Source organism: Natronorubrum halophilum, from assembly GCF_003670115.1.
Taxonomy (GTDB): Archaea; Halobacteriota; Halobacteria; order Halobacteriales; family Natrialbaceae; genus Natronorubrum; species Natronorubrum halophilum.
This window is the reverse complement of sequence record NZ_QQTY01000006.1, coordinates 36,997-53,875: the sequence shown is the minus strand read 5'-3', so window position 1 is coordinate 53,875 and position 16,879 is coordinate 36,997. Positions and strand designations below refer to the sequence as shown.

The 16,879-nt window shown below is 50.3% G+C and carries 11 protein-coding genes and 1 pseudogene; 4 read left to right on the top strand and 8 right to left on the bottom strand.

From position 1 onward, the window contains the following. Positions 1 to 247 precede the first annotated feature (247 nt). Positions 248 to 889 (top strand): hypothetical protein, encoded by a 642-nt coding sequence (locus tag DWB23_RS21390; protein ID WP_162989903.1) that lies wholly within the window; start codon positions 248 to 250, stop codon positions 887 to 889. A 54-nt stretch (positions 890 to 943) separates the two neighbouring features. Here the strand turns inward: DWB23_RS21390 and DWB23_RS21385 are convergent, their stop codons facing one another. Continuing rightward, the gene (locus DWB23_RS21385) at positions 944 to 1,669 is read right to left on the bottom strand and encodes a DUF7509 family protein (RefSeq protein WP_121744817.1); all 726 of its coding nucleotides are present in this window, start codon (positions 1,667 to 1,669) and stop codon (positions 944 to 946) included. A 105-nt stretch (positions 1,670 to 1,774) separates the two neighbouring features. Between DWB23_RS21385 and DWB23_RS21380 the strand changes: the two genes are divergently transcribed. Further along, positions 1,775 to 2,341: a winged helix-turn-helix domain-containing protein gene (locus tag DWB23_RS21380; RefSeq protein ID WP_162989902.1), complete on the top strand. Its 567-nt coding sequence runs from the start codon at positions 1,775 to 1,777 to the stop codon at positions 2,339 to 2,341. A 9-nt stretch (positions 2,342 to 2,350) separates the two neighbouring features. Further along, entirely contained in the window at positions 2,351 to 3,202 is an 852-nt protein-coding gene (locus DWB23_RS21375) for a haloacid dehalogenase-like hydrolase (RefSeq protein ID WP_121744815.1), read from the top strand. A 65-nt stretch (positions 3,203 to 3,267) separates the two neighbouring features. Here the strand turns inward: DWB23_RS21375 and pglX are convergent, their stop codons facing one another. Further along, on the bottom strand, positions 3,268 to 6,972 hold the full coding sequence (pglX, locus tag DWB23_RS21370) for a BREX-1 system adenine-specific DNA-methyltransferase PglX (RefSeq protein ID WP_121744814.1): 3,705 nt from the start codon (positions 6,970 to 6,972) through the stop codon (positions 3,268 to 3,270). A 312-nt stretch (positions 6,973 to 7,284) separates the two neighbouring features. On the opposite strand from pglX, the gene DWB23_RS21365 reads away from it, so the two are divergent. Continuing rightward, a complete protein-coding gene (locus tag DWB23_RS21365; protein WP_121744923.1) occupies positions 7,285 to 7,545 on the top strand; it encodes a hypothetical protein in 261 nt (86 codons plus the stop codon). 58 nt (positions 7,546 to 7,603) lie between these two features. On the opposite strand, the gene brxC is transcribed toward DWB23_RS21365, so the two are convergent. The 6 genes and pseudogenes from brxC to DWB23_RS21335 all read right to left on the bottom strand — a co-directional run. Beyond that, positions 7,604 to 11,224, bottom strand: coding sequence for a BREX system P-loop protein BrxC (brxC, locus tag DWB23_RS21360; protein WP_121744813.1), 3,621 nt, complete (start codon positions 11,222 to 11,224; stop codon positions 7,604 to 7,606). A gap of 1 nt (position 11,225) precedes the next feature. Then, on the bottom strand, positions 11,226 to 11,762 hold the full coding sequence (locus DWB23_RS21355; protein WP_238717541.1) for a BREX protein BrxB domain-containing protein: 537 nt from the start codon (positions 11,760 to 11,762) through the stop codon (positions 11,226 to 11,228). A 16-nt stretch (positions 11,763 to 11,778) separates the two neighbouring features. After that, positions 11,779 to 12,567 (bottom strand): BrxA family protein, encoded by a 789-nt coding sequence (locus DWB23_RS21350; RefSeq protein ID WP_121744811.1) that lies wholly within the window; start codon positions 12,565 to 12,567, stop codon positions 11,779 to 11,781. Further along, entirely contained in the window at positions 12,564 to 13,169 is a 606-nt protein-coding gene (locus DWB23_RS21345) for a BrxE family protein (RefSeq protein ID WP_121744810.1), read from the bottom strand. The genes DWB23_RS21350 and DWB23_RS21345 overlap by 4 nt, the downstream gene beginning before the upstream one ends. A gap of 114 nt (positions 13,170 to 13,283) precedes the next feature. After that, the gene (locus DWB23_RS21340) at positions 13,284 to 16,481 is read right to left on the bottom strand and encodes a DUF5797 family protein (RefSeq protein ID WP_162989901.1); all 3,198 of its coding nucleotides are present in this window, start codon (positions 16,479 to 16,481) and stop codon (positions 13,284 to 13,286) included. Between the two features lie 3 nt (positions 16,482 to 16,484). Next, positions 16,485 to 16,832 (bottom strand): annotated as a pseudogene (locus DWB23_RS21335) (integrase core domain-containing protein); the annotation flags it as partial. Positions 16,833 to 16,879: the final 47 nt, after the last annotated feature.

Below are 16,879 nucleotides of genomic sequence, written 5' to 3'. Positions count from 1 at the left end.
CGATTTTCCTTCGTTGCATGAATCTCACTTGTCGGTCATAGAGTGACTGCTACTATAATAGTCAGGTAGTTCGATTCAGTGTCCTCGGAAACTTTCGGCCACATGTCGGTATCGTATGGAAGAGCCAGTAGTACCAAGAGCGCTGGCTCGAGAGACTCAATATGGCTCGAGGAGGTCCTCATCTACAGTTTCTTCGTGGATTCACTAAGGACGAACTGCAGGCGATTCCGGAGCGGAGTGGTGTCAGGTGCGGAAAACAGATGTTTCGGTAAATGATCTCTCAATCTCGATACGGGAGTCGATCGATCGGAACATATCGAGTGGGAACATTACGTATACCGACGCGATGGCGGATATTCGTCGCAAGGTATTGATTCCGGGGCCGGAAACGCTGCCACAGAAAATTCGTACGGTGCTTCGAGAAACGCCAGTGTCGACATCGACAGGCGGTGGCGATAACGGTGGAATGTCTGAAAACTGGTTTACAGCGCAGTTGTACGGTGCACTCACAGCGACGATTACTGGACCATACACGGTCAGAACGGAATATCGGCTCGACGTGCACAATCGACCGTCTGCAGATCTGTACGTCGAATCCGACTACAGTGAAGGGGACTACCTCATTGAGATGAAACGAGCACTGCCAAATCTGAAAGCTCAAGACATTAAACGACAACTCGAACGCTATCACAAGGCGATGGAGATGGGACTCGGTCGAAAGAGGGAACGAACCTTCCTCTGTATCGTTGGAGAAGACATGGAGCCGGCGACGTACGGCGAGTCGCGGAAGGCACGACCGCTATCGGAGTACATGGATGTGCTGTCGACGATCGATGAACTTGAGGACGAACTTGAGCGGGTCGAAGTAATTTCGAATACATTCCTGTAGCCGACCACTTCCCGCCTCGTTAAGAGCTGCACTGCTTGTCATGGTGGCGTGTCTTTACACTCCTGTATATGGGTTGAACACGGGAAGTGGCCGATCAGGATCGTCACGCTCTATATTTGCGAGGAAGTGCTGAGTTCTTCGAACCAACTCCTCTTTTTCCTCAAACTCGACTGTATCGATCCCATATGTCGATGGGATTTCGTCGATACTTGCACTACTGAAATCTGCCGTTTTGAAGATTCGGAACCGCTCATGAGGTTTTCGAACCGGTTCCGGATTCCCCCTCCGAAGATGAAATTCCCCGAGAATAGCGCCTACTTCTGACCCGACACCCGTTGTAAGTCCAGCCTTCGTGAATACGAAAACGATGGCATCACTGACTGCTGCGAAGGCAACTGATTGGTCAAGCACGGACATCGACGGTTCATCGTCACCAGCTTCCTGTTCCGTAGGGATTGCAACGTCGGTCGCGAGGAACGCATGAACGCCGAATTCTTCTCGAAATGAGGTACAGATGTCCTCAAGAGCTTGTCTGAAACTTCCGCGTCCATCAGCGGTGACGTGACTCTCGGGGTCAAACAGTGGGTCAGCGATAAACGGATTTTCGAGCTGTTCTCCATCATCATAGACGTACCCCGCGTCGAACGCGGTATATGGGCCCATCACGAACACGAAAAGATCTTGATCGAGACCGGATTCAGGCGGCTGAGGAACGTCCTGTTGAATATGCGTGAACACCGGTTCTCCGTCGAACGTGAACCCATAGTCCCGATCGCCCATTACCAATACTGGTTCTATGAACACCGAATAGGTATCGATTCTTGTTGAATAGTTTTGTTAACTACCGTTAACCTAATCAAGGAGGACTGCGTAGATAGGACTACCATGACAAGGTTCCCAGAGGTGGATATCTTCGATGCGCTGGACAACGGGGACGTAATCGAATACGTAGAGCAGCAACTGTTCGGCGGGAAGATCGATACGTTGGAGCGGCATATCGAACGGAAACAAGCGCTAGCGGAGCCGACGAGATATAGCATCCTCTACTTGCTCTTCGAGTACGGGAAGATCTCGAGGAAGCGCCTCGCTACGGAAACAGGCCGCGACAGCAATGCTTTACAGCACCACTTAGAGGATCTTCTCGAGACGAATCTTATCGCGAAAATACCTGCTCCTGAGGGTGCTGATGGACGTCAAACCTACTATAGAATCACTACGCTCGGAAAGCAAGAGATCGCCAGCGATATCGACCACCTCGTGGGTGGACACGCACATGAGAAGCGTTACAAGTCGCTTGGTGACCCAGAGCTTGTCGATGGGATGATCGGCGATGGTGATAGACGACGAATCCTCGTCGCCACTGATGAGGGAGAAGCAGCGGATCTGCAAAACCGCTGGAGAGATCACCGGTCACAGAGAAATAACTTCCAGCAAGTAGCCGGTCAGGAGTGACCACAGCAGATGAGTACCAACATCGGATTAATATTCGACTTCGATGATACACTTGCTCCTGATTCAACAACGCAACTGCTTCGAGAGTATGGATGTGATCCGCAGGAGTTCTGGTCGGCAGAATTTTCAGCCCGTGTCAAAGAAGGATACGATCCAACAGTCGCCTATCTTTCGTTATTACTCGATAAGGTTGGGGAAGACCGACCATTCGGTGAACTCACAATCGAGGATCTCGAATCAGTCGGAGCAACGTTGAACGAGATGCTCTACCCCGGATTGTCTGGTCTTTTCGGCGACATTCGTGCGATCGTAGACGAATATACCGATGTCTCGGTCAATTTCTATATTGTCTCGGAGGGACTCGAGCCGATAATCAAGGGAACCGAAATCGCTGATCATTGTGAGGCAATATATGGATCTCGATTGGATATAGACGCTGAAGGTGTCGTTAATCGTATTCAACGACCAATATCGTTTACTGATAAAACCCGGTATCTCTACGAGATCAATAAAGGAATCTCTCCCGAGTCTGCCCAGGAAAACCCATACAGAGTAAACACGCAGACGGATCCGGAGGATCGTCGAATTCCATTCGAGAATATGATTTATATTGGTGACGGAATCACGGATATTCCGTGTTTTTCCCTGATCAAAGACCGAGGCGGTCGAGTCTTTGGGGTTATTAACAGTGATGACGGGTCGGCAAAGCAACGAGCAATCAGAGAAATTGGATCGCCAAGACGAGCTGGTAATCTGAATCGTCCGTCGTATGGCGAAGGTGGGCGATTGGGTTCGTTGCTTCGATTGACTATTGAGGGAATCTGTACCGATAGAGCGATCGATCGGCTCGAGGCGCTGTGATGATTTTCAAACACGAATTTCTGCGTCACTGAACAGAAGGGAACTGGTTGACAGACTACTCTCAGTTACAGTTTATCGAGTTCGGTCTGCAGTAGATCGTACTCATCGACCTGCTGGATGTTCTCCCAAATCCCGGCCTCGAAGTCCGGCTCGAAGCCCTCGTCGATCAGTTCGTCGAGTCGCTTACCGAAGTCTCTCACGTCATCGAGTTGTTCCTGAACCTCCTCCAGTTCGGAGTTGAGTTCAGGTTTCCGATTGTCACTCGCGCCCTCAAGTTGGCTCTCGATGCTTTCGAGTCGGTTCTCGAGGGTCTCGATCTTGGCGTCGACGTACTGACCGCGGAGTTTTGGGAGTGTTTCGGCGTCCATGGCGTGATAGTAGAGGAAGCAACTGAACGCACCGTCGTCGCTCTCGAGGTGCCAGTAGATAGGGATGCGTTGACCGCGCCGACGGTACTTCTTTGTGTGGTGGTAGCGGAAGAAGTTCTCGCGGAGCCAGTCGGTCATGTTCTTGTTGAGTAACTCCTCGATTTTGGCTTCTTTCTCGTAAACATCGTCGAAAGTGGCTTCGATGCACTTACGGATGCGATCGGTTACGTTATTGTCAAACTGATCGTCAAAGACAAGGATACCGTCTTCGATCGTTGTGATTTGCTCGAGGTTGTCCCATCGGCTAAACAGGACACCGACGTAGTAAGAGAGGAGTCGGCCACATACTTCTTTTAGATTTTCCCTTACATATAGGTCGTTTTCATACCGTAATTTCGCGACAGATACCGGCGACAACTCAACCTCTTTTGACAATCCAAATATACCTCCGGTCCCATCGTTAATTAATCCACTTATCTGATCGACCGATTCATCATCCGGCCTCGACTTTATTATATCGATACCTTCATGCTCTGAATAATCAGTATGTTCTTGGTATATTGGCAACTCATAATAATTCATTCCAAATTGGTCATGTGCGTCATTAATTGTCTTTTCACTTGCATCCATGCTCTCCCATATCATTGAATCAGCCTTTCCTTCGCCATTTCTAACATTTGCCTCAAGTAATTCCTCAGATTGGAGGACATTTCCAAATCCACCGGAAGAAATATTCGAAACAAATTCTTCAGGATCAAACTCCGGTGACACTTCTGATAATGAGCCTAGCTTTTTACGTAGTCGAATCTGGCTCTTACAAATGTTAGTCAGTTTCCTCTCTTTTGTTTCCGAGAACTGGATAATTGGTAATGTACCACCATCTCCTTTCAAGAAGTGTAAGCCAGGGGACAAACTATCTGCTGTATGACGGATTAGAGTTGAATTGAGATAAGTGATAAGCCAATATATATTTTCTTTCTCATGTGGAAATACACCAATTGTATTTTTGCCAAAAATGGTATCACCTGGAAGATATCTGGCACAGAACTTATCACTAAACACTCGATAATTTAGCCCCTCTGTGAAATACCAATCTTCATTTCTAGGCTTTCCATCAAGAGCTTCTTTGACAGCCTCGCCATCGTTATCCCAAAGGACTTTGTTGACTATTGGCTCATAGTAGGATTCACCATCACCGTTTGTAACTAACCTCACCCAGTCAAGATCCGTTTGTGGATCTATTTCCCAAAACCGTCTTATGAACCGGTCATCATTTCCTTGAGTGTCCAACCAAGTTTTTATATCCGCCATGTCCGAAAGAGATTCTTCTGATGTGAATAATGACAATATGTCATCTCCAAGATGATACACAAAGGGTGTTCTGTCAATTTCAGCAAATGCTGATTGGTCAATTACATAAGAGTCTGGATGGGACTGTGACTCCCGGATACCACTAGTTATCTCTCTCAAAGCTGATGGCTTGTCATTAGCATTTACTAAACGATAAAACCGTGATGGACGGACTGGTGTACTTTCGTTTAGAGGTGATATTGTGAATGATACATTTAGTCCTCGGTATTCACCAGATCCCTTAGCCCTACTCCGGATATGTGCTGCGTCGATTATATTTGAGTTCTCGATGAGACTTGGTCGTAAACCCCGGAAAGAATATTGGTGCATGAACGCTTCCATTGTAATAAGAGATGCATACCCATTTTCGCTGATGAAATCTCTGCAACGTTCGATGAATGCTGCATAGAGATCTTGTTTTCCTTTATAATTTGATTCTACATACGACTTCAAATCATCACCCATTTTACCCCGGCCTAAATATGGTGGGTTCGTAATTGCAACATCATAGTCTTGTAAAAACAGGTCTAATAATTGAACGCTTTTTCTGACTTCCCCGGCAAACATCTCTTCAATGGGGTTGTCATGCTCGAGAGATTCCTCGGCTAATCTAGTTACCTGATTGAGTAGTCCTTCTTTTACCTGATCCCATGACTGCTCCTCACCAGAGAATGAAACTACAGATGATTGCTTTGCCAAATTACCACCGTTCGTGAATTGTGTTTGGCCTGTCGTGCCGACATCTTCGAATTCTTCTTCAATAATATCCTCTATTCTTTCTTCAATACGAACTAGACTTCCCCACTCTCGAATATGCTCAAAATCATCCCAGAGCTGGTCCAGTACTCGCTTTTCTATTTCTAAGTTAGTATTCTCTAATACATTTTTCTTCTTCTCACCATTTACTAATACTGCATTAGCAGAAACTATATTTACACCTTCAATTGAAACATTTGGTGAGTAGCCCTTTGCCTTCACGTACAGGGCTAATGCAGCAATCTGGGCGGCCCCTTCATCGATATCAATACCGTAGAGATTATTCTTAAGGATCTCTCGGGGAATATACTTTTCCGGAACATCTCCTTGTTCGAGATACATCTCATACAACACGTCAAATGCATAGAGCAACATATGCCCACTACCACAGGCCGGATCTAGCACCTTGATCTCGCGCACGTCTTTCGGTTCGCGATCGATCAACGACTCCTCGAGCGGTGCGAGGTAGAAGCACTTGTCCTCATCGTCGATATTCGTCTCATTGCCGCGCATCTCAAGCCACAGCCGTCCTAGCGAGTTATCAACCATCCACTCGACAATATAGCGGGGCGTGAACAGTTGCGTCTTCGTTGCGATGTCCGTGTCTTGGACCTTATAATTGTCTTCGTCAATCCGATCATCGATTTCTTTGCGCTCGTTCTCACCGAAGTACTGGTATACCCAGCCCATCGCTTCGTCCGACGCCCAGATATTATCACCCAGATCATCGAATTCTTCAAGGACCTCCCGTCGCACCGCGAAGTCTGGCTCAAGTGCCGTGTAGTCAGATTCATCGAACAGAACCTGGATCTCTGACCTGATCTCTTGGTAGATTAGATCCAGTGCGACTCCTAGACCGCCGTCTGGAGTATCGGTCAATTCCCCCGCAATTTCGTCGACAGTGTAGTGCATATACGAGCGATTGCCGTACTCCGCTCGAGTCCGAAGTGTTTCCGTCACTAGTTCTCGCGCTTCGATCGTCTTTAGCCCGACGAGCCGGTTGAGATACTCCTTCGTTGCTTCTCGAACATAGTTTCGGTATGCCCGCCCGTAGAGTCCATCCGTCGCCTCGAGTTCACGCTCGAGCGCTGCATCGATCTCCTTTCGTGTCGCGATATCCTCGACGGACAGATGAGAGAGCGAACTCACCGGGACTCGCTCGTCATCGTAGATCCCGTAGCGCTCGAGTTGGCGTTCAAACTCTTCCTCGAGCGTCTTACGAGCCTGCAGAATGGTGCTTCGAATGCCCGATCGATCGTCCGCGCTGAGACCGTTGTGTCGAGTTTTTGCTGACATATGTAGAGTCCGTGAATTCGAGGGAACGGGGGGCTGCCCTCTTCCAGTATACTACTTCCCACAAACAGCAGCCGTATCAATCTAGTGGGTTCGAGAAACTGACTCTGGAACAGACATCATATTCCGAATAGCTACTGATCAGTGAAGTACCGGATTACGTTAGCTGGTCGAATATGTCGTTAATCATACTTTGAAAGAGACTCAGTTTTCACTAAGAGTGCTATCGAACGATTCGTATAGGATACATGTAGAGAAGGTAGGTCACCAATGTGGCGATGGACTGATACGGCCGGTACAACCAAAAGGATACTAATGGAGGATATTTCACAGCCATCGAGTAGCTCATACTCTGCTGGAGACAAGGTGAAAATATACCTCGGTTCTGGCGACTCCGATGTCCAGTATCATGGTATGATCTGTGAGATTGTGGGAGTTCACAAGGACGACCTTGATGTAGAAACTGGTCGAATTACAGACTCATACTCGTACATCCTTCGAGATGTAGAAACAAACGAAGAGCTTCCAATAGCATTCCATCACCACGATTTAATGCCAGTTGAAAGTCCTCCGTAGACGGGATCTGCAAAGTGACCGTAGAGAAGTTAGTGAATCAGGTTCTCTAAGTCAGACGCTACTCGAAGTGTATCTCGACATCACCCTCTTCGTCAAGTAACTCCAGCACTTCGGTCCGAAGCCGATCGACGGGCGCATCGAGTTCCTCTTCCTCCGTCACGATAACACCGCCGAAGAACTCCTCGAGGTTGACGCGATAGTGCGTGACATCCTCGTCCTCCGGCCGAAGCTCGTCGATGCGATCGCGCGACTGTTTCCGATACGAATCGACGGTCTGGAGATACTCAGTCAGCTGTTTCAGGCTTGGATTGAGGTTCAGATGCGAACGCCCATCGATATCCACAGAGATCGACGAACTCCCCATCCGATTGGTGAGCGGCTCAACGGCCGTCTCGAGATCATCGGCATCGAGATCGGTTCCTTGTGCCCGCACGTCGTCCGCGGCCCGCGAATACAGCTCGTATCGCTGCTTGTAGAGGTCCTCGTACGTTCGGGCGTATGTGTTCGCAACCGTTCGGTAGTCGGTCTCGATGTTCGACCAGTTCTCGATTACCGCTCTCGAGTCGATTTCCCCTTCGAGCTGACGTGCTGCCTCGTTTACGTCGTCACTGATCTCGACGAACGAGGATGTCTCCGCGAGGTCTTTGAACTCCTCCCACTCGTTTTCAAGGAATTCACGGTAGATCGCATACTTATCGAGCTTGCCCGATCGATCGAATTCGACGACCTTCTTCACCGTTCCGACCAAGTCCTCGAGTTCGTCCTCGTGCTCGAGGAAGGCGTTGATCTTTGCCGCCGACGTACCTTTGTCTCGAATCGCTGTGAGTAACGTGACGAGCCGCTTGGGTTCGTCCCGCAGCGGGAAGAACGCGTCGTCGAGATTTGTCTGTCGCTCCTTACACGTCTCGATCCATTCGCTTGCAGCCTCCGAGATCCCCTGAGCAACCTCCTGATCGGTCTGCTTGACTTTCTTATCGAAGAGGATATCGAGCAGTTGCTTTGCCTCGTTTCGGGTTTCTGGATCGACCGTTTCACGCTCTTTGAAAGAAGCCTCGCGGAACTTCGATATCTGAGTGAATACATCTTGAGCGCCGTCGTCGACGTAGCTGTCGAAGGTTTGCTCCTTGTAGATCGCCATAATCGATCCGTTTCTGAACAACACGGCCGCCGCCAGCCGGACAACATCGCGGCTCCAACCGTACGGTGGCTCGGAGAAGTGCTCGATCAACGCCTTTCCGGTAGGAACGTCACCGGCCTTCTCCCGCGAGTCGATCTCGTCGGCGACCTCAGTCGCGATCCGCGCCTCAGGATTTAGTTCGCCATCGAGAACGACGTTCAACTCTTTGAATACGGCCGGATTCGATCGGCCTTCGAGATCTTCGAACAGCTTCTCGATGTTTCGGTTACTGACACTCCCGAGGCCATCTTCGAGCTTGGTGAAAACGCGCTCAACGGCGTCTCGAGCCGGGTCTTGGATGATTCGATCGAGACGCGTTCCCGACTCTTCCAGTTCTGTCTCGTTCCCGTGGTAAATCAGCGTTCCAGTCTGGAAAGCGATCTCGATGTCCCGCTGGACACTACGTCGCATTCGACCAAGGTCCTCTTTCTTTTGATCGAGTGCTTCCTGCTCTTCAGTACTGAGTTGCTGACCCTGTTTTTCCGTCGCAATTTGTTCGATCTGCTTGATCCGTTTGATTCGGCTCTTGATATCGTTTGCATCGCTATCGTCAGCGATCCAGTAGATTGTATCCTCTTGATCGAAGCTCTGGGTCTTCAGCGTCCGTGGGTTAATTTCTTCGAACTGCTGGTGAACCGGTGAGTAGGCGTGAAGGTGGATATGGCCGCTACCGGAGAGCTGTTCGCCGTCTACTTCGACTGAAACCGGGAACGGCTGTTCTCGGTATCGGACTGTATCAGCACTGTCCAAGGCTTCACGAACGAATTCCTTTGAGCGGCCCCGGACTCTCCCTTCGTTAACCTTTACAGACGCGATTTCGTCCTCGAGTTTACGTTCCGATTCCTGCAGGAACCGGTATCCTTCCTCGCCACGACCAACGTATCCTTCTTCGACCAACTGCTCTAATACCTCTTCAACGTCGCTCTCGAAGGCGCTCATATCCCTTATTTCGTAGTACAGGGTAGTCGCGATGTTTGAAGCGGTGTTGGGGATCCAGTCGAGACGCTGCAAGAGGTATAGTGATTTCAGTACTCGGCGTGCCAGTTCGTTATCGACATCCTGTGGAGACGCATCGGCGATCGTCCGCTGGTCGTCGTCGTCGATGTCCTCAACGATTTCCTCGTATACGAGATCGAGTGTCGCGAGTGCCCCCAGCTCACGATTACGAAGGTTGTGCGGTTCGTTGAAGACGCTCTGCGTAACGTCGATGAGTGTCCGTTCGCGGCCGGTCAGCCGGTCGTCGGATCCTCGACCACGAAGGGCTGCGAAGATCTGGGGCAGTATTTCGAGCTGGTAGGGAAGAAACGGATAGCACTCGACGAACGACTCATCGTCGATCGTCTCCATCTGACGGGATGAGTTGAGTTTGTATCTGGCACTCAGTCGCCCCTCATTATCGCCGTACAGCGTCTTGATCGATGGGATTGCATCTCCCTTCTTTTGCAAGATACGGTCACGAACGACGTCGTCGAGGTTATCCGAGATGAGGTCCGTTTGGTGCGGGAACCGGTCGCCGACTTTCGACTCTTCGAGGTTCTTCGCAAGTACCCCAGGAACGAGTTCCTCGAGTTTCTCTTGAGAGGTTACTCCGAGCCAGAGCTTCCCCATCCCCTTTTCTCCGAATTTTTCGGCAATACTCTGGAGTTCAAGGAGTAACTGCTCGTCGTCACCGATGAACTGCGAGATCTCGTCCAGAAAGACGAAGAATCGAACGTCTTGATCCGTTTCGGCCTCTTTCTGCTCGACGTAGTCGAGAATTCGTTCCGCGAGCGAGGCAGGAGTGATCTCCGGCTCGTCCTTGACGTTCTCTATCGCGTTCTTCGCGTCCTGCTCGTCGAAATTGGGAACGGCATCGACGAGCCCCTGTTCGATTTTTGGCTCGATGAACGCAGCGCTCTGCTGAATCTCCTCCCAGTTTCGTCCGTCGTTGGCTTCGACTGCCTCTTTGAACGCTTCGTATCGTCCTTCCTTTTCGAGGTCCTCTTCCAGACGTGCGACCCATGGGAGTTCCGCGTAGCCTTGCTTGCGATTGAATTCGCGGTTGATCACGTCGGTGATCGAATCCTCGCCGGCTCGGCTCGTTCGCGAGCCGATCTGGAACATCAGCACCTCCGAATCGAACGTTCGGCTGACGGCGTCGACGGTCGCTTTCAGGGTTTCATCTTGCGCTCGAGGCTTGAACGCCTCTGCGGCGGATCGACCGTCGGGGAGCGTCTTATCCTCCAGAATGTAACCGAGAATCTTCATGAAATGGCTCTTTCCTGAGCCGAAGAACCCGGAAATCCAGACCCCCGTTTCGTCGGTCGGATTGTGCTCTGTATCTCGAATCGCCTCCAGAATCTTCAGGTAGTGCTGCTCGAGAGACCCGGTTAGTACGTACTCGTCGAGTTCCTGTTTTACCGTCTCTGTGTCGTCTTGTTCAACCTTAACGACGCGGTTGATGTGCCGGTCTATCGACCGATAGAAGATCTCGTCAATCGTTGTTATCGTGTTTGAACTCATATTAGATCACCCGAGCGCGGTAGTATGTCCCCTCTGTTTTGTCGAGGAATTTTAAACTCTTGTCTTCTTTGACTGCGGGATAGAAGACGACGAACGGTGTTTCAATTTCGTTTTCTAACTGCATGAGAATCGAAGAGATGCCAGCGAAGGGATACAAGACCCCAGTTCTGTACACTACCGCAGTATCGACATCGGCGATACGGTCCTTGATCGTTTCCGCAATCAGTCCTTGTTCGTCGGTTCGTCCACCGAGGAGGACGGAAGAGAGCCCTTGACGCAACTCTCCTTCGTTGGCCTGCTCTTTCTCGATGACAGCATCGAGAATGTGTTCTTCCTCGAGGAGAGTAAAGACGAGGTCGCGCATGTCGATCCATTCCACTGACTGTCCTCGGTTGCGCAGTTTTTTGACGTACGCTTCTACCGTGTCATCGACCGAGAATTCGTCTTTTGGATCGTATGTGAACACAATAAACGGAACGCCAGTGCGTCGGCCGATACGCTCTCGGTTGTCTATTGTCAACGACTCAAGCTCCTCCATTCGGGATTGTATCTTACTAGAAGTCATCGATGGCCTCGTAAACGTCGTCGAAAACCGGTTCGATTCGTTCGGTACTACCTCGCTTTTCGTATCGGATGTACCGGGGGCTAATCCCTTGCAACCTCCGTCGCACCTCGTCTTCGTCGAAGAGGAACAACCGCCAATCAGGATGTGACACGAGTTCCTCTACCGTCTCAGCGTCGTCTTCGCAGAGCTGGTAGCAGACGTACGCTATCGCTTCGTCAGGAACATAGAAGACTTCAAACTCTTTTTCTTGGGTTCCCTTCAGTAGTCCAAAGTTCTTCAAAGCGCTCAGATACTTCGTACTCGCTTCCTCGAGGGTACTCTGGGACCATTCCTGTATCTCAGGATGGTCCTCTCCCAGTACAGTGATGTACTCACGTATTTCTGGGGCTTGGATAAGGAGAGAGCCACTCGTGTATTTCCCGTACAGGAAGTCGACTGTTAATCGATGAATCAACTCATTCTGCGAAAATTCGTAGTAGAGGATCCACTCTTTAATCGTCTCATCTACTTCGGATGCCAGTACGCGCATCAGCGGTGTTTCAGCATACTCGTCTTCATAAGGGATATACCGACGAGCGATCTCGCGAAATACGTCCCTTCGATACTTGTTGGTATCTTTGTTTAGAATATTATCACCGATGACTCGTTCTTTGGTTTCCTCGAAAGACTGCAGCTCAACATACTCCTCGAGAACGCGTTTCGTCTCCTCGATATACGTCGTATTGTGGGCTATCCAAGAGTCGTACTCGACGTCTTCCGAATCTGGTTGAGTCATCATCGATCGATGTTGTAGTAGGGTACTCGAAGGTCGTTGTGAGTAGATTGCCCGTATGCTACTACACACTGTCGCGCGACTTCACGAAGTGTACGCCGCGACTTGAGGTCAGATTTGTCGGTAATCTCCCCGATCTGCATCACTGTATCTGTCGTATCTATGGCGGGCTCGGTATCATCGACGAGATCATCTGCCCATCCCGTCTCATCAAAGGTAATTGAAAGCGATTCAAGCGTCTCAAACGGAACGTCCTCCTTCTCGATGTTCTCAAGTTCAGCATCGATCTGTGACTCCGCAGTCGGCCCGAGATAGAAGAGAGAGACCGTGTTGTCGGATACCCGGTCCTGTTCTACTTTCTTACCGATACGTTGTGCAAGGTCAATTCGCGCTTTGACTGCGGTTTTGGGAGTTACTTCTTCGAGCCGATCCCGTCCCGTTTCGGTGAAAACGAGGGATTCCCACCACTCGTTGTTTCGCTCTTCGCCGAGTCTCTCAACAAGCAGTCGATACGAGACAACCTCCCGTGCTAACGCATCTTCCACCCCTAGTGATTCCAACTCCTCTTGGACAGTTTCGAGTGTGCCCTCGAGCGATCCACTTGACATACTGTGTCGATTGGCGACCGCCCCTATAGTATTCACGTCTTTTCAATACATGGTGTTTCCACGGACACGAAGACGGTTTAGCCGACAAAAGAGACGATAGAGCACTTCATCGAGTCAGCTACCGGGCTCATTAGCTAGCCCAACTTCTCTGAGCGCTTGCTCTAGTTTGTCATTTGTAGTGCCAGTATTCGATGATTCTGTGCCAGTATCGCGGTCAGTTGTGTCCTCGAGGCCAGCGGCGGACAGTGCAGCGTTGAGGGTTCCGAATATTTCCTCATACTCGTCTGGGTGGTTGTCACCGACTGAGTAGAGCAGCCTTCTATCGACGTTAGACCAGTTTTCGTCGAGGTGCTTCAATTCGGCAATCAATTCGCCCCGTCGGTCATGGTCGGTGTCTTTCTGCGAGGGCTTTTCATGATTAGTCTGCGTAGCACCTTCCTGTTCTTCTCCTTTGACATTTGCTGTGGACAGTGCCGCTTCCCGACTAGATTCGATAAGTTGTTCGGCCTCTGCAGTAGCTCGAATACGAACCGTTTCGTCGCGATAGAAATACTCATCAAGGGCCGAAGAAAGATAGCGATGGACTTCCTTACCAGAGTTGAGATCCCACCGAGATGCTAGTTCTCCATTACTCGTTGGTTGCATCGCAACAATATCGCTGAGCCGCGTAAGATCCCTTGGAGGAAGCTCGTGTTCGGTATCCTCCACCAGATCGTCATCAGGTTCGGTGGAAAGAGGGCTGGGGAGGTCTGGAGATACTCTTGATTCCGTATCCCAGTCAAAAAACGCGTCACGGGTATCTGCATATTCGACAAACGAGCGAAGAATGTTATCAGGCTGGGTCTTTGCACCGATGCGGTCGACATTACCTACAACTACGAGTTTCGACTTCGGCCGTGTTGCCGCCACGTTGAATCGGTTCTGGTCCCCAGCGAACTTTAGACTCCCTGGATCAGTTCCGACGACGCTGTAGATGATAACGTCTCGCTCGCGGCCTTGGAAGCCATCGACTGTCTCGACGTCGACGGCATACTCTGTCTCGAGTTCATCGCGGATTACGTTGCGCTGGCCACGATACGGTGTGATGATACCGATCTGGTCGGTGTCGAGACCATAATCTTGGACGAGTCGGGCAACCAGCCGGACACAGACGTCGGCTTCCTGTCTGTTGAACGGACTTCCGTAGCGTTTGCGCCAGCCCTGTTCCTTGTTGGTAGCAACCATCGCCAGTGGTTCGTCTAAAATCTCATCCACGAACATCCCGTCCGATCGCAGGTGAGATGGTGTTTTGATCGTTCTACCATTGGTATCTGCCAGCTCGATATTCGAGTCGTAGACTCGGTCACGCGCAAACCCAATGATTGGAGCAATGGATCGGTAGTGTGTTCGGAGCCAGGCGTCCTCACCAAAGCGGTCGCGAAGAAGATTGAAGATACTCGATCCTACTGGAGGACGTCCGGAGTCAGTATTAACGCTCTTCAGAACTGGTAGCAGCTGCTTGTGATCACCAACGACGACCCACTTTTTCGCAGTTGTCATTGCCAGCAGTCCCATCGGGGTACTAATTTGGCTCGCCTCGTCGATAATGACCGTATCAAATTCGACCTGTGCAAGCCCACCGAGTTGGGAACGGATCAAAGTCGCTCCGGTGATATCGGCTTGTCTCACGGATGTGGCCTCTGCCTCATCCCACAATTCTCGCAACTCTCGCTGGAGGGTAGTCAGCTCTTCACGCTCTGTTGCAATTTCTGCGTCTATCTCGGCTTCCCTATTGGAGTCACGTAGCCGATGGTCGACCTCCCGGCTGAGGAACTGCTTATGTTCCTCTAAACCACCAATTCGATCTTGGTGCGTACTAATCTCCGATTTGAGTTCATCAACCCGGTTAAGTAACCCACTCACTGATGCCGACTCGCTATCGACTACTTTTTCCAACATCAACTCCTTAGCCTTTGTTGATACCTTCTCAGGACGGCCAACCCGAACGACCTTGTGTAGATTGTTTCCGGCCAGTTTCTCGATGACATTGTCGACCGCAATATTCGTATGTGACGTTACTAAGACGCGTTCTCCCTTGTTGGCAAGTTCGTGTGCTGCGTTCGCGATCACCTCGGTTTTGCCAGTTCCAGGTGGACCAACGACGGTATATAGATCCCCCGGACTCATACCGAGGATGTGATTGACAACCTCGCGCTGCGAGTCATTGAGCGGAAAACTGTCAGTGCCAACACTCTCTAACCGTGTATTCTGCTCTGGAGTGATCTGCGGTGGTGAATCGCGGTGCAGTGTCTCAAGCAAGCGCATCGAGTTCTGCACGAGGCGTTCGTGATCTGGTGATGATGTAGTGAGGCCTTGAAAGTCACGTCGCGCCTCGAGCAGCCACGATTGTTGTAGAATCGTAGTGATATGTGATTCTGCACTCCACAACTCAACCGACATCCCCTCTGCGAGAGGGAGTGATCCCATCTCACCGTAATCGACATGCACTTCGCTCTCAGTGGTGTTGATTACTCTTCCTAGGAGGAGCCGCTGATCATTTATCGTATAACCAACCTGACTTCCATCTTCGATCCAATCCGGGGGACGATGCGCTGTTCCAACAATAACGAACTTCGAACTGGGGTTGTGCTCAGTAATCTCACCAGAGAGTCGCTGATTGTAGCGATCTTGTCGCTCTCTTTTCGCCTCGTCATGAACGATCTGCGGCCACCCACCAAGGAGTGTCCCGCAGTTAGAACAGTACAACAGCGGTGCAGACTCAAACGGATTTCCGCAATGATCACAATAGAGACTTTCCTCGCTTTTATTTGAGACAGCGCGCTTTAGGGCATCTTGAATCAACACATCGTTATTCTCAAAGAACCTGGTTGCAGTCGCTACTGGACCCTTGATCTCAGACACGCTAGAGAGTGTGTCGAGCCGTTCCCTGATCTGGGCTGGAATTGCCTTCCCGAGAGAACGACTATTAGGGTCAAACATGCGCTGTGCGCCAACTAACGCATAGTGAACGATTGCTGCGACAGCAGCATCAGCTCCAAGTTGTCTATCGAACGCAGTGATGCCAGCCTGTGGACAGTCTTTGATCCAATCCTGAATTCGTCTAGCAGACGTAGGGAATTCGAATTCTAACTGCGGTGCTGCACGCGAGACGATGTATGGAGCATCAATCAGTAGATCAACCAACCGAACTATACCGGGTTCTATACCCAACTCATGGCCACATTGTGCATGAACATACCACTCAGACATTCGATAGAAACTTGATTGATTTGCCAATATATTAATCTTCTTATGGCACAGTTTAGTTGGCACTGTCTAGTTCAGCATCTCGTCGGCTGGCGTTCGTCCATCCAGCGATTGGTGTGATCTCTGATGGTTGTAGTAATGCACAAACTGTTCAATTTACTTGCGTACGCTTTGATCGACTGCCCACCCACGAGTTGGGGAAACGGTCGAGACGCATTTGAAGGTGTGAAACCACTTTTCGATGAGGTTTCGGTTAGTATAGTCTACCCAACCGTTCAACCCTAACCGAGCAAGGGAAGTCCGATAGCTAAACTGATCGACGAGAAACACGGTATTGGAGAGACCATGTTTCTCGCGGAGTCTAGGCAGAAACGCAGCCGCCGGATCAGTGCCATATCGTCCGAACAACTGGACGTCTTCAAAGATCTGTGCCTCGAGAACCGTGTCGAGACGATTCTTCCGAA